Below are 22,309 nucleotides of genomic sequence, written 5' to 3'. Positions count from 1 at the left end.
TCTACGGCGGCAGTTCCATTGGGACTGCTTTATCGTCTCCTCATCGGGGGAGGCGCCGGCGCGAAGATATCGAAGTTCGAACCGGCGAAGCTGATGGATGCGGGGTCCAGTTACGACTTCCGATTGGCTGAAGCTGGATGAGGAGCGTTCGCCTGCGCGGCGTCCATGCTGTTGAAGAGTTCCTGAACGAGCTGCGTTATCCGCTCCGGGGGTGTCCCCTTGGCGCGTTCTTCTTCGATCCGGCGTCTGACGAGCATTTCCAAATTCGACATATCTATCATCTCCGTTATCCGGCGCGACAGAAGTGTCATCCTCAACGGGCGGAGAGGCAAGTTACGGTTTGTTCATGGATGTTGGGGGATTACGCTTGCCACGCTGGCTGGCCCACCAAGAGGCCTGAACGTGATATCGGAATGCGCCACATTCAAGAGAAACGTCGCCGCCTGTGCTATCCTCAACTCTGGATGTACCACTGTGAAGAAGCCAGCCAACCGCCGGCATTTCGAGGACGAGGACAAGAGATGAAGCTGTATCACTACACGACGTTTCCTGGTGCTCTTGGGATACTCGGGTCGAGGTCGATGTGGGCGTCCTGCATTCATTTTCTGAACGACAAGGAAGAGTTCCGGCACGGAATTATTCTTGCTTCAGGGATTGCGGAAAGCCTGATCGAGACGCAAGGACCAAATGGAAAGCGATTGCTGGAGAAGATTATTCAAATTCTTCCAGCACTTGCGCGAAACTTCGTCTGCGTCGCGTCCTTTGCCGAGGATGGCGACTTGCTTAGCCAATGGAGGGGATATGCCGTGCCGGGTGGTGTTTCCCTGGGCTTTCAAAAGTCCGCACTGGAAGCAGCTGCGGAACTGCACGGCTTCAAACTCCTGAAATGCATTTACGGCGATCGTGACAAAGTCGATCTCATCACTGACTACCTGAACATGTTCCTGCAGAACATCGAGACCCTCGAAAACGCAGAGAGTAAAGACATTTGGAACCTTGCCGAGGGCTGGGTCGCGGCTTTCCATGTCTATGCCTCAAGCTTCAAAGATCAGAGCTTCGCGGAGGAGAATGAATGGCGGCTGATCTCAGATCCCATTCCGATAGACCATTCTCAGGTCGCCGTCCGGCCGGGACCTGGCCTTCCTATCCCCTATTTCGATCTCCCGCTGCAACAAGCGACTGTCGATCGGCAAATCGACCTGGGTTTGGACTCAATTGTGATCGGGCCTCATCGCGAACAGGAATTGGCGGAGAATGCCCTTCGTATCGCTGCCGCAACCAAAAATATCCGCGTCGAGAAATTCACGCGTTCGGCTATTCCATATCGGAGTGTTTAGGTGGGGCGTGAGAAACCTATCCACCATTTCGCCGTGCCAAAGTTAGCGCCGATCATCGCAACGCGTCGATCACCTTCGCCTCTGGTTTGGCAGTGCAGGCTTTGTCGAGAGTATCCCCGAACTTGCTTTCTTTGAGCGCGCCAAGCTTTGGGTTGGTTCTCGTGGCATCGTACAAAGCCGAGATTATATCGAGCATGCCCTGGTGACTGCTCGAATTATACTCTTTGCAGGTCACAGTGGCTGGATCGACAGCAGCCGCGCGAAGGGGCGACAGCGCGAGCGTGACGAAGACGAACGATAATGCAAGGATGCGAACCATCTGCCTCTCCATCGTAAGGTGACCGATCCAGGCGACAAACGCTACCCTACCAGATTTCGCGGCAGATGTCCGTGGGGGCGAACCGACATATCCGCGAGATATGCAGGCACCCGAAGCGTTGCGAGCCACCGCCGTCCGCCTCGCTTTCTGCTGCAGATCGACCTGCCAGGACCCATGTCCATCACACGGAAATCCGAACAGCCTCTAGTTTTCACTCGATGCGAAATCGAATAACATTCTCTCTACTACAGATGGTCAAAGAGAGCATAAGGGATGTCTATGCAGCCGATCTACAACGGGCTCACGAGGGCAGTTGCCCTGGGCATTCTGATTATTTTTCCCGCTGTTTTCCTTGTTTCCTGCTCGACGGTCGGCGGAACCGGCGGCTCATCTCGTCCGGTAACCGCGAGCAAATCGGCAGATCCCGCCAACGCCAAAGACAGAGCGGCCGAACGTCGGCGATGGGAAGAGAGAGTCCAAAGAGATAATCAGCTAGATCCAAGCGGGTCAACACCGGGCTCCTATGGCTCTTTCGGTCCTCGTCTCACTTGGTGAGGGATGGATTTTCAAACTGCTCGGTTGATGTCCGAACCCGATTGAACGGATTTTCATTCAACAATGAGTGGCTACTGGTGCCGTGGCGGATAGATTTCGAGCAGCACGGCGAAGAACCGTAAGCTGACTACCGCAAAATATTGCAGATGAATCAATACGTTAGAAATGGCGCACCCGACAGGATTCGAACCTGTGACCTTTGGAATCGGAATCCAACACTCTATCCAGCTGAGCTACGGGTGCATGCCTTAGGCGGTTTGACTCGCCTGTCCGATGAGGTGGTTCTTAGCCCAGGAAGCGTTTGGCTTCAATGCGGAAAATGCGGGAAACCACATATCGGTTTGTGTGAATGAAACAAGGCCGCGATTGTTAGGGCTCGCGGCCTTGTTGTTTGCTTAGGATATCGGGCTCAGCTCTTCATCGCGCCGGGGCCGGGGATGGCTTTGGGGGGGACCTTGCCGAGGATGATCATGCCGAGGACTTCGTCCTTGGTGACATCCTCTGTGCGGGCGTGGCCGACGACCTGGCCGTTCTTCATCACCGAGACGCGGTCGGCTAGGTCGAAGACATCGTGGATGTCGTGGCTGATGAGGAAGATGCCGATGCCGTCCTTCTTCAGTTGCTTGATCAGGTCGCCCACCTGCGCGGTTTCCTGAGGGCCGAGCGCAGCCGTCGGCTCGTCCATGATCAGGATGCGGGCGTTGAAGAGGATGGCGCGGGCGATCGCCACCGACTGGCGCTGGCCGCCGGAGAGCGCCTTCACCGGCTCCTTGAAGCGCTTGAAGTTGGGATTCAGGCGACCCATCACCTTGCGGGCCGAAGCCTCCATGGCGACGTCGTCGAGCGTGCCCCAGCGCGTCTGCAGCTCGCGGCCAAGATAAAGATTGGCGGCGGCGTCGACATTGTCGGCGACGGCGAGCGTCTGGTAGATCGTCTCGATGCCGTATTTCTTGGCGTCGCGGGGCGTGCGGATATCGGCCGGTTCGCCGTTGATCAGAATATCGCCGCTGTCGCGCTTGTAGGCGCCGGACAGAATCTTGATCAGCGTCGACTTGCCGGCGCCATTATGGCCGAGCAGCGCCACGACTTCGCCGGGGTAGAGATCCACCGAGGCATTGTCGACGGCGTGAATACCGCCGAAGGAGATGGAAATGTTCCTCATTTCCACAAGCGGAGTGGTTTGATCCGTCATGGTTCAGAATTCCTTTTACTTGGCGCGCGAGCGGTAGACGATGTCAAGCCAAACGGCGACCACCAGGACAATGCCCACGACGACGTTCTGAATTGGCGTATCGACATTGGCGAGACCCATGCCCGATTGCAGCGATTGCATGACCAGGGCGCCGATCATGGCGCCGGCGACGGTGCCGCTGCCGCCGGCAAGCGAGGTGCCGCCGATAACGGCCGCGGCGATGGTGAAGAGCTCGTAGGTCGTGCCCTGCGAGTTGACGGCCGAGTTGAGGCGCGCCGTGGAAATCGCGGCCGAGACGGCGGCGAGGAAGCCCATCAGCGCGAAGATCTTCACGATGACCCAGCGGGTCTTGATGCCGGCGAGTTCGGCGGCTTCCGGATTGCCGCCGATCGCGAAGACATAGCGGCCGAAGCGCAGGCGCGTGGCGATGAAGGTCATCACGATGCCGATGGAGACGGCGATGAGGACGGGGACGGCGATGCCGTAGGGAATGTTCAATCCCGTTTCCGGCCAGGCAATATTATGGTCCGTGGCGTAGCGCTTGGCGATGCCGATCGGCCAATAATAGCTGTTGAAGAGATAGACCGTGCCGAGGACGAGCAGGGAGCCGAGGGCAGCAAGGAAATATTCCGCCCAAAGCGGACGGCGCGGAAAGTGAAAGCGCTTTCTTTGCTGGCGCGAGCTGATGATGCCGACGATGATCAGCAGGCAGGAGATCACACCCACCACCCAGCTCCAGGTCGCGCCGATCGAACCGGTGGCGCCGCCGCCGCCCATGACGACGAAGGTGGAGTCCATCGGTGCCACGGTCTGGCCGCTGGTGACATACCAGGCAAGGCCGCGCCAGACGAGAAGCCCGCCGAGCGTGACGATGAAGGAGGGGACATTCATGAAGGCGGTGATCGCGCCCTGGAAGGCGCCGATGGCCGTGCCGATCGCCAGGCCGCAGATCAGCGTGATGATCCAGGTCCAGGAACTGTCGAAGCCGAGATATTGCGGCAGCCACTTGGCCTGGATGACGCCCATGATCATGGCGACGAAGCCAAGCAGCGAGCCGACCGAAAGATCGATGTTGCGCGTGACGATGACCAGCACCATGCCGGTTGCGAGGACCGCGATTTCGCAGGTCTGCACCGAAAGGTTCCAAAGGTTTCTGGCGGTGAGGAATTCCCGGCCGTCGAATATCCGAAGATAAAGATCGAAGCCGATCCAGATGATCAGCAGCGCTCCGATCATGCCGAGCAGGCGGGTATCGATTTCGGTGGCACGCAGGAACCGGGTGATTGCTCCGGCTTCTGCATTGCGGGGACCGCTCGATGTTGTGGACTGTGTCATGTCGGCCATCGCTTTGCCGTTCTCCCACTGTTGGGCGCGGCCAGCGATGCATTCTAGGCTATCGCCGGCAGGACTGCGCCAATCTCAAAAATGCGTCATCGCCTCTGTGGCCGGTCTTCACCCGGTCCCGATGACCGCCATCCGGCAGGTCAATGGGATATGCGATGGCGCAGCACGATGCGGGAAGCCTGGTCTCCGACTGCAAGGGAGAGTTGTCCGCTCCTGATCCGCATTCGACGCCGCAACGGAGTGTGCCGCTGCGGCGTCGCTATTATGATCGGGTCAACCGTTCACGGGCAGCTTATTTGCAGGCTGCAACGGTGCCGGCCTTGACGCCCTGGCAAGCTTCAGCCTTGCTGATCCAGCCGGCGTCGATGACGACGTTCAGATTGTCCCTGGTGATTGGCTGCGGGGTCAGGAATACCGACTTCATGGCAACGTGCTTCGAGCCGCCGCTGAAGGTCTGGACGCCGTTGATCTGGTCCATGGACTTGCCGTTGGCGAGATCGATGGCGATTTCGGCAGCGCGCTTGCCGAGCTCACGGGAGTCCTTCCAGATGGAGACGGTCTGCGTGCCGAGCGCGATGCGGTTCAGAGCTGCCTTGTCGGCGTCCTGGCCGGAAACCGGAACGGAACCTGCGAGGCCCTGTGCGTCGAGAGCAGCAACGGCGCCGCCGGCGGTGCCGTCGTTGGAGGCGACGACTGCATCAACCTTGTTGTTGTTTGCGGTCAGGAACTGCTCCATGTTGCGCTGCGCATTCTGCGGCAGCCAGCCGTCCGTGTAGGCTTCACCGACGTTCTTGATCTTGCCGGCGTCGATGGCGGGCTTCAGCACTTCCATCTGGCCGGAGAACAGGAAGTCAGCGTTCGGGTCGGACGACGAGCCCTTGATGAAGACGTAGTTGCCTTCCGGCTTGGCCTTGAGGATTTCGCGAGCCTGCATGCGGCCCACTTCCTTGTTGTCGAAGGTGATGTAGAAGGCGGCCGGATTTTCGATCAGGCGGTCGTAGCCGACAACCGGAATGCCTTCGTCGGCGGCCTTTTCAACGGCCGGGCCGATGGCGTCGGAATCTTGAGCGAGAATGATGAGTGCGTTGGCGCCCTGGGAAATCAGGGATTCAACGTCGGTCAACTGCTTGGAAGCGGACGACTGAGCGTCAGCGGAAATGTACTTGGCGCCAACCGCAGCAAGGGCCTTCTTGATGGCCGCTTCGTCGGTCTTCCAACGCTCTTCCTGAAAGTTCGACCAGGAAACGCCGACGACGAGATCCTTCGCGAAGGCCGCTGTCTGCATGGTCAAAACGATGGCCGCACCGGCAGCCAGCTTAATAAAAGCTCTCATATTATCCTCCCGAGTGAATGCGACCGCACGTGCCCTGAGCTCCCGCCGGCCGCCGCGATAACGCTGACGAGAAAGGTTCGGATTTTTTTCTCGACAGTCGAGAAATTTAGTGTCAGAGATTTTTTCACCTGTCAACACCCGCATCCCCAGGTTTAATCGACCGTTGAAAGGGCCGGGTGGAGATGGGGAGAGGAGGGTGGAATGAGCGGGAGGCTTGATAATGCTGGCCAAATCGAGCACCGAATTGGTCCGCCAGAAAAACAGTGTTCTGGTGCTGACGGCGCTGCGCCGTCACGGTCCGCTCGCCCATACGGAACTTTCTGATTTCACCAAGCTTTCCTCGGCGACGATATCGGTCATCACCACCGATCTGGAGCGGGCGCAGATCATCGAGAAGGCGGAGCAACAGGCCGCCGGAGGCCGCGGCCGGCCGCGCGTGCTTTTTTCGCAGCGGCGCGATTGCGGCTATCTCATCGTCGTCATCATTTCATCGGATGCGGTGCAATATTCGCTTGTGGATTATGCCGGCCGGCTGATCGACCGCTTCACGGAGGCGAGACAGCAGAACGTCTCGGGTGCCGGCTCTTTCGTCATCGGTCTGCGCGATGCCTTGAACCGGATCGTCGCCCGCTCGCGATTGCCGCGCGACAAGGTCCTGATGATTTCGATCAGCAGCAAGGGTCTCGTCGAGAGCTCGGAGCCGGTGCTGCGCTGGTCGCCGATCTTCGGGCGCGAGCAGATCGATTTTGCCGCAGTGCTGCGCGACGAATGGTCAGCGAAAATCATCCTCGGCAACGAGACTCAGCTCGTCGCCGCTGCCGTCGGCCGCCAGGAGGAGAATAAAAAAGGGCGCGACTTCCGGGCGCTTGCCGCGCTCTCGCTCGGCCACAGCATCGGTCTCGGCATCGTGCGCCGCGGCGAGGAAGGAAAGCACGAAATATCGGCGCCGAATTTCGGCCATATGCTGCATATGTCGGGCGGCGGCCTCTGTCGCTGCGGCTCGCGCGGCTGCATCGAAGCCTATGCCGGCTTCTATGCCATTCTGCGCGCGGCTTTCGATGTGCCGCTGGATACCATCCCGGCGAAATTCGTGCCGATCGCCGAACTCGACAAGATCGCAGCCAGCGCCCGGCAAGGCAGCCGCCGCAACATCCACGCCTTCCGGCAGGCGGGATTGGCGCTCGGCAACGGCTTGTCGCGCGTGCTCAGCCTGCATGAAAGCATGCCGATCGCGATCACCGGGCCGGGGACGCGCTATTATGACCTATTGTTGGAGGGCATTTCCGAGGGGCTGGCGGAATCGCATGTCGTGCGAATGGAGGGCATGCCGGAGCTGCGGGTGGTGGCGGACGAGCCGACGCTGGTGTTCGAAGGGCATCTCAACCGCGCGCTGGCGATGATGGACGACGACATCGTCAGATCTGGGGTTGCCGTTACGGAATTGCATGGCCAAACTGGTTGAGGAGGGGACTATGAAACGAATGGCACTCGTGTGCCTCTGTCTTGCCGCGACGGGATTGCCGGCGATCGCGTCGCAGCCTTGGGAGGAAAAAACGGAGGCGCTGGGCCAGGCCGGCGCCGAGGTTTCCGGCCACCAGACGGTCGAGCAACTCAAAAATCTCATCAAGATCGGCGAAGCGCTGTTTACGGCACGCTTCACAGTCGAGGACGGGGCAGGGCGTCCCGGCGCTACGCAGGCGATCGTGCCGACCAAGCGCAAGCATCCGGTGATGAACGAATTCAGCCGCACGGCCGGTGTCGACGCCAATGCCTGTTCCTCCTGCCATAACATGCCGTTTCCCGGTGGCGCCGGCGATTTCACCACCAATGTTTTCGTGTCCGAAGGTTTCGAGAGCGCGGATTTTGACACGACCGATCCGCAATTCTCCAATGAGCGCGGCACCAACAGCCTGTTCGGTGACGGTCTGATCGAGCTTCTGGCGCGGGAGATGACTGTCGATCTGCAGCGCCAGCGCGCTGAGGCGATTACGATTGCGGCGAAAACCGGCCAGCCGCAGCGCATCGCGCTCGAGACCAAGGGCGTGAAGTTCGGCTGGCTGACCGCGCAGCCCAATGGCTTGGTCGATATGCAGGAGCTGGAGGGCATCGACATGGACCTTGTCATCCGCCCGTTCAGCCAGAAAGGCGTGATGACCTCGCTGCGGCAGTTCACCGTCAACGCCTTGAACCAGCATCACGGCATGGAGCCGGTGGAGCGCTTCGGCGGCCGATGGACGGGGACCCGGGATTTCGATGGCGACGGACATGCCGATGAGATCAGCAACGGCGATGTTTCGGCGATGGTTGCCTGGCAGGCGACCTTGCCGGCGCCGGTGCGGAAGGTGCCGGATAGTGCCCAATGGCGCGATATGGCGGCGGCGGGCGAAAAGCTGTTCGACGGCATGGGCTGCACGGCCTGCCACAGAACAAGCCTGCCGCTCGACAGTCTCTCCTTCTCCGATCCCGGGCCGAACGATGTTGCCGGCACGCTGAACATGTTGCAGGTGAAAGACCCGGCTATTTACGATCTGTCGCAGCTCGACTGGACGAAGAAGCTGAAGCGCAATGACAAGGGGCAGGTGCTGGTGCCGCTGTTTGGCGATCTCAAGCGCCACACCATGACCGACAGCAGCGTCGACCAGCTCGGCAACGAGCTTTTGGCGCAGCGCTTTGTCGATCGCAATATCTTCATGACGGCGGAGCTTTGGGGCGTGGCCTCGACGCCGCCCTATGGCCATCGCAACGACATCACCACGCTCGACGGCGTGATCCGCGCCCATGGCGGCGACGGTCGCACCGCCCGCGACACCTATGTCGGCGCGTCCGACGAGGATCGCGCCCGCATCATCGCTTTCCTCAAGACGCTGGTCATCGAGCAGGCAGGGGTGAACCAATGAAGAAGATTGCAACCTTGCTGGCCATAGCCAGCTTGATTTCCTTCTCGTTCGCGCCCGGCAGCTTTGCCGAGGACACGGCCGCGCCGGCACCCTTCCTGATGGATGTCCCGCATTTCCAGGAGGAAGCGGTCGCCGCCGGCATTGACCATCAATATACCGGTGGCTGGGAGTATTTCGGCGGCGGCGGCGTCGCCAGCTTCGATTGCAACGGCGATCGCAAGCCCGACCTGATGATGGCCGGCGGCACCAGTCCGCTGGCGCTTTATGTCAATGAAAGCGAGACGGGCGGCGCACTGAAATTCAAAGCGAAGCCGATCAATCTTTCCGACAAGGATATCCGGTCCGTTCTCGGCGTCTATCCGATCGATATCGACAATGACGGCTATACGGACATCGTGCGGTTGCGGCTCGGTGAAAATATCATCCTCAAGGGCGGTCCGGACTGTACCTTCGAAAAGGCCAATCGCACCTTCGCCTTCGACGGCGGCAAGGACTGGACGGTCGCGTTTGCGGCCACCTGGGAAGCCGGCAATAAATATCCGACGCTTGCCTTCGGCAATTATGTCGATCGCTACGCGCCAGGGACGCCCTTCGGCACCTGCAGCGACAATGTTTTCGATCGTCCTACCAGCAACGACAAGGTCGACTATTCCAATCCGTTGCCGCTGAAGCCGAGCTATTGCACGTTGTCGATGCTGTTTACCGATTGGAATCATTCGGGCCAGGATTCGCTGCGCGTTGCCAATGACCGGCAATATTATCGCGGCGGACAGGAGCAGCTCTGGGACATCGCGCCCGGACGGCCGCCGCGGCAATATACGACCGCAGAAGGCTGGGCCTCATTGAAGATCTGGGGCATGGGCCTTGCGGAAGCCGATCCGAAGGCAGACGGCAGGCCGGAATATTTCATCACCTCGATGGGCGATAACAAGCTGCAGGAGCTTGATGACGAGGCGGATAACGACAGCCCGACCTATCGCGACACCGCCTATGAAAAGGGGGTAGCCGCCTATCGGCCCTATACCGGCAAGGACCACAGGCCTTCGACGGCCTGGCACGCGCAGTTTGCCGATATCAACAACGATACCAACATGGATCTATTCCTGACCAAGGGCAATGTCGAGGCCATGCCGGATTTTGCCAGCAGCGATCCGGACAATCTCCTGCTCGGCGGCTTCGATGGCAAGTTCACCGAAAAGGGGGACGAGGCCGGCATTGCACTTCCCGGCAAGGGGCGCGGGGCGGTGGTCGAGGATTTCAATAATGACGGCATGCTCGACATCCTCGTCGTCAACCGCATGCAGCGGGCCTTCCTGTTCCGCAATCTCGGTGCAAAGACAGAGTGGGGCTATCGCCCGCTCGGCAATTGGACGGAAATCGAATTGGACAACGGCCCGATCAACCATGTGGGCATCGGCGCCACCATCAATGTCCGGGCGGGCACACAAACGCAGGTGCAGCGCGTGCAGATTGGCGGCGGTCATGCGTCGGGCCATGTCGGCTTCACGCATTTCGGTCTTGGCACCAATGAACGCGCCGTGGTGCGTGTGCAGTGGCCGGACGGGGAGTGGAGCCAGCCTTATCGCATCTTCGCCAACCAGCATGTCGTTATCAAGCGGGGCGCCACATCGGCCAAATACTGGTTTGCGCCGCCGGGAAACGGGAATGAGGCTGCCGCGGCTGAGCCAGCTATTGCAGCGCCGATACCTGCTGGGCAACAGGTAGGCGATCAACCGGTGACGAAGTAGACAATCAGAAGAGAAGGCCGGGCAATCGGCCTTCAATCAAATGTGCAACCTCATTCATTAGGGGTCGTAGCGCCGTTTTTAAATCAATCCGCCAAACCCATATGCTGATCCTCTTTGCGAACATGGAGAATGCGGTCGATCAATCCCCATTCCAAAGCTTCTTCCGCCGTCATGAAGTGGTCGCGGTCCATGCCGCGTTCAAATTCGTCATAGGAACGGCCGCAATGCTCGGCGTAGAGCCGCGTCATGCGATGCTTGGTACGTTTGATTTCCTCGGCGTGGATGAGCATGTCGGAGGCCTGACCCTGGAAGCCGCCCAAAGGTTGGTGGATATGGATGCTAGCATTGGGCAGGGCGACGCGCTGGCCGGGCTCTCCCGCCATCAGCAGGAACGATCCCATCGAACGAGCCGTCCCCATGCAAAGGGTCTGCACTGGCGCGCGGATGTAGCGCATCGTGTCGTACATGGCGAGGCCGCTGGTCACGACGCCACCCGGCGAATTGATGTAGAGGCTGATCGGCTTCTTCGGATTTTCCGCCTCGAGAAACAGTAGTTGCGCGCAGACCAGGGCCGAAACGGCATCGTTCACCTCACCATTCAGGAAGATGATCCTCTCGCGCAGCAGACGGGAATAGATGTCGAAAGACCGCTCTCCCATGCTGGATTGTTCAACGACCATAGGGACGAGTTGCATCGCTTCGCGCATCGGCGATCTCCAATATCACTGAAATTGTTGGTGGATTTGGCGTGTCAGGCGGCGCGCATAACGGAGAAGCCGTTGTTGTTTGCCGCAGCTTTTGCAGTCCTTCGAAGCCTCACATCATCAAGTTCGTGGATGATCCGCAGACTCGTACCGCCGCTTGCGTTCGGGGTTATCCTGAACGTCACGGTGCTTTCGAGGAATGGTGGCGCGTCATCGCGCAGCCTGTAGCGGACTTCTTCGCCCGGTGTGACGGAAATCGCGTCGGGATTGGCCAAAGCTTCCCTCGGCAGCCAGTTTTCACGAAGTTCAGGGGTGCTGACCGCGCGCCAGACCTTTTGCGGTGGCTCGTTGAGGTCGTATTCGAGTTCGATGCCGTTTTCCCGCACGAGGGGCTTCAGGTCGTTCATTGGTCCATATCCTTCAGCAAGACCTTGAGAGCTTCGATCCGGGCAGGCCAGTAGGCGCGGTATTTCGCCAGCCATTGGGCGATGAGGGCCAGCCCTTCCGGATCGACTTCGTAGTTCACGAAACGCCCCTGGCGCTCTTCTCTGACCAACCCGGCGCTCCGCAGGACCGCAAGGTGCTGGGACATCGCCGGCTGGCTGATTTCCATGCCTTCGCGCAGACCGCTGGCGTTCATGCTGCCGACAGCAAGCTTTTCAAAAATGGCGCGACGGGTCGGATCGGCCAAAGCCCGGAATATCTCGTTCTCTATCATGGCAACAGATAAGCATGGACTTATGTGATTCGCAAGGGCTTTCGGTGGCGGCTCATGGCTGATGAGTTTCCGTTGCCGATTGCCGGCGACAGACTGTCGAGCGCTTGCGACAAATCATGATCATGCGCTGCGGCGGGGCGGGCCAAAGAAAAATCCGCCGCGAAGTGCTTCGCGGCGGACTTATTGGAAGAGCCTTAGCCCTTGGGGAATCGGGCGGCTGCTCAGTCGACCTTAACCAACTTCCCGTCCTTCACGGATTGAACCGCGGCGTCAGCAAGCTTCAGCGCCGCAAGGCCGTCAGCGCCGGATGGCGTGATCGCGGCGCCCTTTTCTACGGCGGCGATGAAGCTCGCGATCTCGTTGGCATAGGCTTCGGTATAGCGGGTCATGAAGAAGTCGTGCAGGGGCGGGCGGGTATAGCCGTCGCCGTTGGCGACTTCGATGGAGAAGGGGCGCTGGTTTTCGGCCGCGACCATGCCCTTCGAGCCATGGATCTCGATGCGCTGATCGTAGCCATAGGTGGCGCGGCGGGAATTGGAGATGATCGCCTGCTTGCCCGAAGCCGTCTGCAGGATGACGGAGACGCTGTCGTAATCGCCGGCTTCGCCGATCGCCTTGTCGACGAGGACTGCAGCGGTTGCGGTGACGGCGACCGGCTCTTCGCCGAGCAGGAAGCGGGCCATGTCGAAATCATGGATGGTCATGTCGCGGAAAATGCCGCCGGAGCGCTTGATATAGTCGACCGGCGGGGCGCCGGGATCGCGCGAGGTGATCGTCACCATCTCGACCGCGCCGATGCGGCCGTCATCGATGGCCTTCTTGACCGCCATGAAATGCGGGTCGAAGCGACGATTGAAGCCGACCATCAGCTTGCCCTTCGCCTCTTCAACCACCTTGATACAGGCCTTTACGCGGGCAACATCGAGATCGATAGGCTTTTCGCAGAAAATTGCCTTGCCGGCACGGGCGAAGCGCTCGATAAGATCGGCGTGCGTGTCGGTCGGCGTGCAGATCACGACGGCGTCTATGTCCTTGGCGGCTTCGATCGCTTCGATGGTGCGGACTTCGCAGCCATAGGCGGAGGAAATTGCTTCGGCAGCGGCTGGAAACGCATCCGCCACTGCAACGAGCTTGGCGTTTGCATCGCCACTCACGGCCTTTGCGTGCACTTTACCGATGCGCCCGGCGCCGAGCAGACCAAATCTGACAGTCATCTTCACCTCCCTAATTCGGAACAAATAAACCGAATAATGATCCGTATGGAATTTTCATTCCATTTTCCAATGGCGGCGTCAAGCCGCCGTCATTTCACAATTCCGAAATTCATGTCGCGAAAATGGCTTTTCCTCAAATCGCCGCCTCGTGCCAATTTGATCAACAGGCTCTCTCGCAAAACCACTTCGCACTTTTCGGGATCATGCGCTAAAGACAGGATCTCTCCAACAGGCGAACGTGACTCATGAAACTGATCGATCCCAACCATCCCGCCTATAAGCCGCTTTGGGTGCGGGTTCTGATCGTTGCCGTCTGCTTCGGCTGGGCGATCGTCGAGGCTTTGGGGCCGCAGCCCTTTTGGGCCGTCCTCGCGGGCGGCCTTGGTGTCTACGCCGCCTGGATGCTGCTTTTCAGCTTCAATCCGCAGCCGCCCAAGGCCGAGGCTGAAAGCGCTGCTGCGAGTGATGAGGCGGATGATGACGAGCCGACGGACGAGAAGAAGTAGCTAGCGCGCGAGACGCCGGATGGCCTCGTCGATCAATTGATTGGCAATCATCATGCGTGTCGTTGCCTGCTCTCGAAAGGCTGGAGCGACGCTGTCCGGATGATTGGACTTGGCGAAAGCGCGGCGTTTTTCGTGGAGAGACTGAAGGGTGGTCTGCGAAGAGATCGCCAGTTCGGCCGCTACCTCCTCCCGCGAGGTTCGTGCGAGATAGTCCGGCATTGCCGGCGGCTCTGGCTCCTTCGCTTCGGGCTCCGGTGGCATTGGCTCCTGCGAAGGGATGTCGTTGCCGAGATTATCGACATAGGCATCGTCCGGACGGGAGGACGCCGCTGGCTCGCCACCGAAAACGGTTGCGGCAAAGCTCACGTTGAGGCCGCGGATGCGATGCGCCGCCTCATCCTTCTCAGTGTTTTCTTCTTCCGCATCGAGACGATCGAGGACGGATTGAAACAGCGATTGCCCGAACAACATGTCTGCCTCCAACGATGTCCGGGATAGCCGCGCAAGTTGGCGTGGAGCTTATGACAGTGAGCTGATCGCGAGCCAGAGGGCTATCAGACGGAAACCGTTACGCAGTTTTCAGGCTGAATCGAGGGTCCTGCTTTCCTCTAGGATCATGTCGTGCAGCAGCCGGGCGCTCGGCGGCATGGCGCGTTCTCGGGCGGTAATTAGGCTGTAGGGTTTCACGTCGATCTCGAAATCGATCGGCAGGATGCAGGATTCGCCGGCTTGCGATGACTGCCCGCACATGAACTGCGCCATATCGAGCGCGACGGGGGTGATGGCGTCCGTCTTGCAGACGATGGCAAGCGTCAGCAGCAGCGAAGAGGTGTTGATGATGTTTTCCGGCAAGGGCACGCCAGCCCGGATGAAGATGTCTTCCACCTTGCGCCGCAACAATGTACCCGGCGGCTGGAAGACCCAGTCATAGGCCGGCAGGTCCTCGAGGCTGGCAACGCCCTTCTCCAGCAGCGGATGGCCGTTGCGGACCACGAGACAGGCTTTCTCCACGCCGATCTCATGGGCGGCAAACAGGCGCGGATCGAGCTCGTCGGGAATGCGGCTGATGATGAAGTCATGGCGGGCGGCGAGCAGTTCACGCGCCAGCACGTTGCTGGTCTCCACCTCGATATTGATCTCGATGCCGGGATAGGCGCGCGTCACACGCTGGATCGCCGGCACGACGAGGCTGATCGCAGGTGCGGTGACGGCGCCGAGAAAGACCGAGCCGCCTTTGCCGGTTCTAAGCTCGCCGATCTCGCGGTTCACCTCGCGCAGTTCAAGCAGGATCTTGCGCGCCCGCTTCGCCAGCGCCAAGCCGAAAGGTGTCAGCACGACGCCGCGAGCGACGCGTTCGTAGAGCGGACTTTTGACGATCGACTCCATTTCTGACAGCATGCGCGAAGCCGCAGGTTGCGAGATATTCATCGACTCAGCGGCGGCCGAAATCTGTCCATGATCCTCGATTGTGACGATCATGCGCAGGTGATTGAGCTTCAAACCCGCTTTGAGCAGCGTATCGTCGCGAAAACTGTCGGAATGAATCTCGATGCTTTCGCTCGGATAATCGCTATATATTTTCTCCATCATGGCCAAATTTCCCATTCGTCGGCAAAAAAGTACTATTTTTTAACATTATACCAAATTAGGTATATGTTGTGCCAGTTATTCTATTTGACAGTTATACGAAATCGTACGAGTTTGCCGGTCGTGCGCTGGGTGCAGCTCATGCACGTGAGAGCGTGGAGGAGACCTACTTCGTTTCTCACAATTAGAAGTAACCATTCCTTCTACGGAACCTGCCGCAGTTTCGGGCGGGCGTTTTTTCGTCCGCCGCATTATTAACAAGGGAGAGAGTAATGAAATCCATTATCTCATTGATGGCGGCCGCTGCGTTCAGCGTCGCTACTCTGGTGGCGCCTGCCTTCGCGGCGGACAAGGGCACCGTCGGTATTTCCATGCCGACCAAGGCTTCGGCTCGCTGGATCGATGATGGCAACAACATCGTCAAGCAGCTCCAGGCTGCCGGCTACGGCACCGACCTGCAGTATGGCGACGACGACATTCCGAACCAGCTCTCGCAGATCGAGAACATGGTCACCAAGGGCGTCAAGGTTCTGGTCATCGCCGCAATCGACGGCACGACCCTGTCCGACGTTCTGCAGAAGGCTCATGACGCCGGCATCAAGGTCATCGCCTATGACCGCCTGATCCGCGACAGCGGCAACGTCGACTACTACGCCACCTTCGACAACTTCAAGGTCGGTGTTCTCCAGGCTAACTCGATCGTCGACGGCCTCGGCCTCAAGGACGGCAAGGGCCCGTTCAACATCGAGCTCTTCGGCGGTTCGCCGGACGACAACAACGCCTTCTTCTTCTATGACGGCGCAATGTCCGTCCTGAAGCCGTACATCGACAGCGGCAAGCTGGTCGTTAAGTCCGGTCAGATGGGCATGGACAAGGTTGGCACGCTGCGTTGGGATCCGGCAACGGCTCAGGCTCGCATGGACAACCTGCTGTCGGCCAACTACACCGACGCTCACGTCAACGCCGTTCTGTCTCCGTACGACGGTCTGTCCATCGGCATCATCTCCTCGCTCAAGGGCGTAGGCTATGGCACTGCCGACCTGCCGCTGCCGATCGTTACCGGTCAGGACTCCGAAATTCCGTCGGTTAAGTCCATCATCGCTGGCCAGCAGCACTCCACGATCTTCAAGGACACCCGTGACCTCGCAAAGGTCACCGTCAACATGGTCAACGCTCTGATGGAAGGCAAGACGCCGGAAGTCAACGACACGAAGACCTACGACAACGGTGTCAAGGTCGTTCCGTCCTACCTGCTGACCCCGGTTGCTGTTGACAAGACCAACTACGAGAAGGTTCTCGTCGAGAGCGGCTATTACAAGGCCGATCAGCTGAAGTAATCTTCCGACATACCGGCCAGGGCTCGCCGAAAGGTGGGCCCTGGCTCTGATATTTATGACGATCGCCCGGTCTGCTATGTTCGGGCGTGGCGTTGGATACGGACAATGGACAATACCATCCTCGAAATGCGGAGCATCACCAAGTCGTTCCCCGGTGTGAACGCTTTGGAAAATGTCAATCTGAAAGTCCGGCAGGGCGAAATCCACGCTTTGGTGGGCGAAAACGGGGCCGGCAAGTCCACCCTGATGAAGGTACTCTCGGGTGTTTATCCGGCCGGCAGCTATGACGGCGACATCTTCTATGATGGCGCGGTCCGCCAGTTCAAGACCATCAAGGACTCCGAAGAAGTCGGCATCATCATCATCCATCAGGAGCTGGCGCTTGTGCCGCTTCTGTCGATTGCGGAAAACATCTTCCTGGGCAACGAAGTCGGCGCCAAGGGCGTGATCAACTGGCAGGAAACGTTCAACCGCACCAAGCAGCTCCTCGCCAAGGTTGGCCTGAAGGAATCTCCGAACACGCTCGTGACCGACATCGGTGTCGGCAAGCAGCAGCTCGTCGAGATCGCCAAGGCCCTGTCGAAGAGCGTGAAGCTTCTTATTCTCGACGAGCCGACCGCATCGCTCAACGAAAACGATTCGGATGCGCTCCTCAATCTCCTCATGGAATTCCGCAACCAGGGAATCACCTCGATCATCATCACGCACAAGCTCAACGAAGTGCGTAAGGTGGCCGATCAGATCACGGTGTTGCGCGACGGCATGACGGTAAAGGCACTGAACTGTCATGAGGAAGAGATCAGCGAAGACATCATCATTCGCAACATGGTCGGACGCGAGCTCGCAGACCGCTATCCGCCGCGCTCGGTGCCGATCGGCGAGACCATCTTCGAAGTCAAGAACTGGAACGCCTTCCACCAGCAGCATCGCGACCGCCAGGTTCTGCACAATATCAACATCAATGTGCGCAAGGGCGAAGTGGTCGGCATTGCCGGCCTGATGGGCGCCGGCCGCACTGAATTCGCCATGAGCGTCTTCGGCAAGTCCTATGGCCACAAGGTCAGCGGCGAGGTGTTGGTCGAAGGCAAGCCGGTGGATGTCAGCACGGTGCGCAGGGCGATCGACGCGGGTCTTGCCTATGTCACCGAGGACCGCAAGCAGCTCGGCCTCGTCCTCAACGAAAGCATCCTGCATAACACGACGCTCGCCAACCTCTTCGGCATCTCCAAGGCGACCGTGATCGACGATATTCGCGAACTGCAGGTCGCGACCAACTACCGTTCCAAGCTGCGTATCCGCAGCTCCGGTGTGTTCCAGGAAGCGGTCAATCTTTCCGGCGGCAACCAGCAGAAGGTGGTGCTGTCGAAGTGGCTGTTCTCCGATCCCGAGGTGCTCATCCTCGACGAGCCGACGCGAGGCATCGACGTCGGCGCCAAATACGAAATCTATTCCATCATCAACCAGCTTGCCGCCGACGGGAAGGGCGTTCTGATGATCTCATCGGAAATGCCTGAACTTCTCGGCACTTGCGACCGCATCTACGTCATGAACGAAGGACGGATCGTCGCCGAACTGCCGAAGGGAGAGGCGAGCCAGGAAACTATCATGCGCGCTATCATGCGCTCAGGGGAGAAGCACTAATGACTACGGCCAGCCCAGCCACAGAAGATACCAGCCACGTGGTTTCCATTGGCGAATACATCCGCAACAACATCCGGGAATACGGCATGTTGATCGCACTGATCGCGATCATGCTGTTTTTCCAGATTTCGACCGGCGGCGTTCTCTTCAGACCCCTGAACCTGACCAACCTTATCCTGCAGAATTCGTTTATCGTCATCGTGGCGCTCGGCATGCTGCTGGTGATCGTCGCGGGGCATATCGACCTGTCGGTCGGCTCGATCGTCGGCTTCATCGGCGCCGTTGCGGCCATTCTCATTGCCGAGTGGCACATGAATTACGTGCTGGCGACGGTGATCTGCCTTGCGCTCGGCGGCGCGGTTGGTGCTGCCCAGGGCTATTTCATCGCCTATCACCGCATCCCGTCTTTCATCGTGACGCTTGCGGGCATGCTGATCTTTCGCGGCTTGACCCTTTCGGTCATGACGGCCGCGGGCAGCGGTACCAGCATCGGTCCGTTCCCGCCGGACTATCAGTTGATCAGCACCGGCTTCATTCCCGACTTCATCGACATGGGGACGGTTCACTCCACCTCGCTGCTGCTGTCGGTCATTATCCCGGTCGTTCTCTTCGTTCTCGCCTGGCGTCGCCGTCAGGTCAATGAAAGCCACGGCATCGATGTCGAGCCTTTCAGCTTCTTCATCGTGCAGAACCTGCTCGTCAGCGTCGCGATCCTGGTCCTCGGCTACCTCCTTTCGTCTTATAAGGGCCTGCCGAACGTCTTGATCCTCATGCTGGTGCTGATTGCGGGCTACGCCTTCGTCACGCGCCGCACGACCATCGGCCGCCGCATCTACGCCATGGGCGGCAATGAAAAAGCGACCAAGCTGTCGGGTATCAATACTCAGCGCCTGAGCTTCTACACCTTCGTCAACATCGGCGTGCTTGCCGGTCTGGCCGGTATTATCGTTGCCACGCGTCTGAACTCAGCAACCGCCAAGGGCGGCACGGGTCTCGAACTCGACGTCATCGCGGCCTGCTTCATCGGCGGCGCCTCCGCCTCCGGCGGCGTTGGCAAGATCACTGGTGCCGTCATCGGCGCCTTCATCATGGGCGTCATGAACAACGGCATGTCGCTGCACGGTCTGGGTACGGACTACCAGCAGATGGTCAAGGGTGCGGTGCTCCTCGCTGCCGTCTTCCTCGACGTCTACAATAAGAACCGGGGCTGATCGCGGCTCACGCGACCAGCCAACGATCTAAAATCAAATCCACGACAGAGTCCGGCTCTCGCTGAGAGCCGGAGCGGTAGACTGCATCCGGCCTCTGTCTATTAGGAAAGGATGAAAAACATGCTCATTTCCCAGATCAAGGGTTCGAACGGCGGGATCGTCGTCGCCTTGCGCAATGGGCCGGGCACTCCCGCCAAGGCTGTTGTGAATGCCGAAAGCGTCTATGCGCTCGCCATGGAAGCCGCTGATAACGACAAATCTCTCGTCTCCGTCATCGAGGCGCATGGGCTTGGCGAAGCGATCGATCTGGAAAAAGCATATGCCGAAGGCCGTTTCCTGCCGCCGATCACCCATCCCGATGCCGCCCACTTGCATCTGACCGGTACCGGCCTGACGCATCTCGGCTCCGCTGCGACCCGCGATTCCATGCACAAGAAGACCGCGGAAGCTGCTGAGGAGACGCTGACCGATTCCATGAAGATGTTCAAGATGGGCATCGAAGGTGGCAAGCCGAAGGACGGCGAAAAGGGTGTGCAGCCGGAATGGTTTTATAAGGGCAACGGCTATGGCGCGGCGGCACCGGGCTCGGCACTCATCTCTCCGTCTTTCGCGCTCGACGGCGGCGAGGAGCCGGAAATGGCGGGCATTTATGTCATCGCCAAGGACGGTACGCCGTTCCGCATCGGCTTTGCGCTCTCGAACGAATTTTCCGATCACGTCACCGAGCGGATCAACTATCTCTATCTCGCCCATTCCAAGCTGCGCCCGGCAAGCTTCGGTCCGGAAATCCGCATCGGCGCCGCACCGGAAGACATCAGGGGCACCTCGCGCATCAAGCGCGGCGACAAAGTGATCTTCGAAAAGCCCTTCCTCTCGGGCGAGGCGAACATGTCGCATACTTTCGCCAATCTCGAATACCATCATTTCAAGTATGGCCTGTTCCGCATTCCCGGCGACGTCCATGTCCATATGTTCGGCACGGCGACGCTCTCCTTCGCGGAAGGCATCAAAACGGAAGTGGGCGATGTCTTCGAAATCGAAGTGGCCGAATTCGGCCTGCCGCTGCGCAATCGACTTGCCATTGCCGCCGAGGACAAGGTGGCGATCCGCCAGCTCTAACACGTCGAAGCCGGCTGCCTCCGTGTGGCCGGCCGTTTCCGAGAAGATCCAGAGAGGCATGAAGCCATGACCATTCATCAGAATCTGATCGCCGGCGAATGGACCGGTACGACCGGCGCCGAGAATATCAATCCGTCTGATACCAACGAAGTCGTCGGCCTCTATGCCAGCGCCAGCGTGCAGGACGTTGCCGACGCCATTGCTGCGGCCAAAGCCGCTTTTCCGGCCTGGTCGCGTTCGGGCATTCTCGAGCGCCATACCATCCTGAAGAAGGCCGGCGAAGAGATCCTGGCGCGCAAGGATGAGCTCGGCGCGCTGCTCGCCCGCGAGGAAGGCAAGACGCTTCCAGAGGCGATCGGCGAAACGATCCGTGCCGCGCAGATCTTCGAATTCTTCGCCGGCGAGGCCCTGCGCCTTGCAGGGGAAGTGGTTCCTTCGGTGCGCCCGAACATCGGTGTCGAAATCACCCGCGAGCCGCTCGGCGTTATCGGCATCATCACGCCTTGGAACTTCCCGATCGCCATTCCAGCCTGGAAGATTGCCCCGGCGCTCTGCTACGGCAATACCGTCGTCTTCAAGCCGGCTGATCTCGTGCCTGGCTGTTCCTGGGCGATCGTCGATATTCTCCACCGCGCCGGCCTGCCGAAGGGTGTCTTGAACCTCGTTATGGGCAAGGGCTCGGTCGTCGGTCAGGCGATGCTCGACAGCCCGGTTCTTTCCGGCATCACCTTCACCGGTTCGGTCGGCACGGGCAAGCGCGTGGCGCTTTCCTCCGTCGAGCATGGCCGCAAGTATCAGCTCGAAATGGGCGGCAAGAACCCGATGATCGTGCTTGACGATGCCGATCTGACGGTTGCCGTCGAAGCGGCGGCAAATTCCGCCTTCTTCTCGACCGGCCAGCGCTGCACGGCTTCTTCGCGCCTGATCGTCACCGAAGGCATTCACGACCGGTTCGTGGCGGCGCTGACGGAGAAGCTGAAGACGCTGAATGTCGACAATGCCATCAAGGCCGGCACGCATATCGGTCCTGTGGTCGATGCCAAGCAGTTGAAGACCGACACGGATTATATCGAGATCGGCAAGCAGGAAGGCGCCAAGCTCGCCTTTGGCGGCGAACTCGTCAGTCGCGACACACCCGGCTTCTACCTGCAGCCGACGCTGTTTACCGAAGCGACGAACCAGATGCGCATCAGCCGCGAAGAGATCTTCGGGCCGGTCGCCTCGGTCATCCGGGTGAAGGACTACGACGAGGCGCTGGCAACGGCCAACGATACGCCGTTCGGCCTGTCCTCCGGCATTGCCACGACCAGCCTGAAGTATGCGACGCATTTCAAGCGCAATGCGGAAGCCGGCATGGTGATGGTGAACCTGCCGACCGCTGGCGTCGATTTCCACGTGCCGTTCGGCGGCCGCAAGGGCTCGTCCTTCGGTCCGCGCGAACAGGGCAAATATGCCGCCGAATTCTTCACAACCGTCAAAACCGCTTACACGCTCGCCTGACGATCGAATCCAAAGCCCGGGCGCGAACGAGGCGGCCTGGGCGACGC

At 59.5% G+C, this 22,309-nt stretch carries 20 protein-coding genes and 1 tRNA gene; 10 read left to right on the top strand and 11 right to left on the bottom strand.

Going from position 1 to position 22,309, the window contains the following annotated elements:
• The first annotated feature begins 137 nt into the window (after nt 1-137).
• On the top strand, nt 138-1,337 hold the full coding sequence (locus ACXHXG_RS10130) for a DUF2971 domain-containing protein (protein WP_457899191.1): 1,200 nt from the start codon (nt 138-140) through the stop codon (nt 1,335-1,337).
• A gap of 52 nt (nt 1,338-1,389) precedes the next feature.
• Here ACXHXG_RS10130 and ACXHXG_RS10125 read toward each other — a convergent pair whose 3' ends face one another.
• From ACXHXG_RS10125 to xylF, 5 genes are all read right to left on the bottom strand, one after another.
• Nucleotides 1,390-1,656 carry a hypothetical protein gene (locus tag ACXHXG_RS10125; protein WP_457899190.1) on the bottom strand — a complete coding sequence of 89 codons (267 nt, stop codon included), beginning with the start codon at nt 1,654-1,656 and terminating at the stop codon, nt 1,390-1,392.
• Nucleotides 1,657-2,377: 721 nt separating this feature from the next.
• Nucleotides 2,378-2,454: transfer RNA gene (locus ACXHXG_RS10120), tRNA-Arg, on the bottom strand.
• A 166-nt stretch (nt 2,455-2,620) separates the two neighbouring features.
• Nucleotides 2,621-3,403, bottom strand: coding sequence for an ATP-binding cassette domain-containing protein (locus ACXHXG_RS10115; RefSeq protein ID WP_104823870.1), 783 nt, complete (start codon nt 3,401-3,403; stop codon nt 2,621-2,623).
• A gap of 15 nt (nt 3,404-3,418) precedes the next feature.
• Nucleotides 3,419-4,747 carry a sugar ABC transporter permease gene (locus ACXHXG_RS10110; protein ID WP_104823869.1) on the bottom strand — a complete coding sequence of 443 codons (1,329 nt, stop codon included), beginning with the start codon at nt 4,745-4,747 and terminating at the stop codon, nt 3,419-3,421.
• 292 nt (nt 4,748-5,039) lie between these two features.
• Nucleotides 5,040-6,080 (bottom strand): D-xylose ABC transporter substrate-binding protein, encoded by a 1,041-nt coding sequence (gene xylF, locus ACXHXG_RS10105; protein WP_457899189.1) that lies wholly within the window; start codon nt 6,078-6,080, stop codon nt 5,040-5,042.
• 220 nt (nt 6,081-6,300) lie between these two features.
• On the opposite strand from xylF, the gene ACXHXG_RS10100 reads away from it, so the two are divergent.
• The 3 genes from ACXHXG_RS10100 to ACXHXG_RS10090 are packed head-to-tail and all read left to right on the top strand — an operon-like array spanning nt 6,301 to nt 10,725.
• Nucleotides 6,301-7,542 (top strand): ROK family transcriptional regulator, encoded by a 1,242-nt coding sequence (locus ACXHXG_RS10100; RefSeq protein ID WP_104823867.1) that lies wholly within the window; start codon nt 6,301-6,303, stop codon nt 7,540-7,542.
• A gap of 10 nt (nt 7,543-7,552) precedes the next feature.
• Nucleotides 7,553-8,977 carry a cytochrome c family protein gene (locus ACXHXG_RS10095; RefSeq protein WP_457899188.1) on the top strand — a complete coding sequence of 475 codons (1,425 nt, stop codon included), beginning with the start codon at nt 7,553-7,555 and terminating at the stop codon, nt 8,975-8,977.
• The gene (locus ACXHXG_RS10090) at nt 8,974-10,725 is read left to right on the top strand and encodes a CRTAC1 family protein (RefSeq protein WP_457899187.1); all 1,752 of its coding nucleotides are present in this window, start codon (nt 8,974-8,976) and stop codon (nt 10,723-10,725) included. Before ACXHXG_RS10095 ends, ACXHXG_RS10090 begins: the two co-directional genes overlap by 4 nt.
• Nucleotides 10,726-10,808: 83 nt before the next feature.
• Here the strand turns inward: ACXHXG_RS10090 and ACXHXG_RS10085 are convergent, their stop codons facing one another.
• The 4 genes from ACXHXG_RS10085 to iolG form a co-directional block, all read right to left on the bottom strand.
• Complete coding sequence (locus ACXHXG_RS10085) at nt 10,809-11,432, bottom strand: ATP-dependent Clp protease proteolytic subunit (RefSeq protein ID WP_283046822.1); 624 nt, start codon at nt 11,430-11,432, stop codon at nt 10,809-10,811.
• 44 nt (nt 11,433-11,476) lie between these two features.
• Nucleotides 11,477-11,836, bottom strand: a complete 360-nt coding sequence (locus ACXHXG_RS10080; RefSeq protein ID WP_104823863.1) for an SRPBCC family protein — start codon at nt 11,834-11,836, stop codon at nt 11,477-11,479.
• The gene (locus ACXHXG_RS10075; protein WP_104823862.1) at nt 11,833-12,147 is read right to left on the bottom strand and encodes an ArsR/SmtB family transcription factor; all 315 of its coding nucleotides are present in this window, start codon (nt 12,145-12,147) and stop codon (nt 11,833-11,835) included. Before ACXHXG_RS10075 ends, ACXHXG_RS10080 begins: the two co-directional genes overlap by 4 nt.
• 221 nt (nt 12,148-12,368) lie before the next feature.
• Complete coding sequence (gene iolG / locus ACXHXG_RS10070) at nt 12,369-13,361, bottom strand: inositol 2-dehydrogenase (RefSeq protein WP_104823861.1); 993 nt, start codon at nt 13,359-13,361, stop codon at nt 12,369-12,371.
• Between the two features lie 245 nt (nt 13,362-13,606).
• Here iolG and ACXHXG_RS10065 point away from each other — a divergent pair, with 245 nt between their 5' ends.
• Complete coding sequence (locus ACXHXG_RS10065; RefSeq protein WP_104823860.1) at nt 13,607-13,867, top strand: hypothetical protein; 261 nt, start codon at nt 13,607-13,609, stop codon at nt 13,865-13,867.
• On the opposite strand, the gene ACXHXG_RS10060 is transcribed toward ACXHXG_RS10065, so the two are convergent.
• Both ACXHXG_RS10060 and ACXHXG_RS10055 read right to left on the bottom strand, forming a co-directional pair.
• Nucleotides 13,868-14,338, bottom strand: coding sequence for a hypothetical protein (locus ACXHXG_RS10060; RefSeq protein ID WP_104823859.1), 471 nt, complete (start codon nt 14,336-14,338; stop codon nt 13,868-13,870). It lies immediately after the preceding gene.
• A 108-nt stretch (nt 14,339-14,446) separates the two neighbouring features.
• Complete coding sequence (locus ACXHXG_RS10055; protein ID WP_457899504.1) at nt 14,447-15,454, bottom strand: LysR family transcriptional regulator; 1,008 nt, start codon at nt 15,452-15,454, stop codon at nt 14,447-14,449.
• 272 nt (nt 15,455-15,726) lie between these two features.
• Between ACXHXG_RS10055 and chvE the strand changes: the two genes are divergently transcribed.
• The 5 genes from chvE to ACXHXG_RS10030 all read left to right on the top strand — a co-directional run bounded on the left by chvE (nt 15,727) and on the right by ACXHXG_RS10030 (nt 22,262).
• On the top strand, nt 15,727-16,791 hold the full coding sequence (chvE, locus tag ACXHXG_RS10050; RefSeq protein ID WP_028751801.1) for a multiple monosaccharide ABC transporter substrate-binding protein: 1,065 nt from the start codon (nt 15,727-15,729) through the stop codon (nt 16,789-16,791).
• A 105-nt stretch (nt 16,792-16,896) separates the two neighbouring features.
• Nucleotides 16,897-18,432, top strand: coding sequence for a multiple monosaccharide ABC transporter ATP-binding protein (gene mmsA / locus ACXHXG_RS10045; protein WP_104823858.1), 1,536 nt, complete (start codon nt 16,897-16,899; stop codon nt 18,430-18,432).
• Nucleotides 18,432-19,643 carry a multiple monosaccharide ABC transporter permease gene (gene mmsB, locus ACXHXG_RS10040; RefSeq protein WP_104823857.1) on the top strand — a complete coding sequence of 404 codons (1,212 nt, stop codon included), beginning with the start codon at nt 18,432-18,434 and terminating at the stop codon, nt 19,641-19,643. The genes mmsA and mmsB overlap by 1 nt, the downstream gene beginning before the upstream one ends.
• A 120-nt stretch (nt 19,644-19,763) precedes the next feature.
• On the top strand, nt 19,764-20,762 hold the full coding sequence (gene araD1 / locus ACXHXG_RS10035) for an AraD1 family protein (RefSeq protein WP_457899186.1): 999 nt from the start codon (nt 19,764-19,766) through the stop codon (nt 20,760-20,762).
• 66 nt (nt 20,763-20,828) lie between these two features.
• Nucleotides 20,829-22,262: an aldehyde dehydrogenase family protein gene (locus ACXHXG_RS10030; RefSeq protein ID WP_457899185.1), complete on the top strand. Its 1,434-nt coding sequence runs from the start codon at nt 20,829-20,831 to the stop codon at nt 22,260-22,262.
• The last annotated feature ends 47 nt before the right edge of the window (nt 22,263-22,309 follow it).

This window comes from Rhizobium sp. LEGMi-198b, assembly GCF_054114205.1.
The sequence above is the reverse complement of the archived record's forward strand: the minus strand, read 5'-3'. Positions and strand labels throughout refer to the sequence as shown.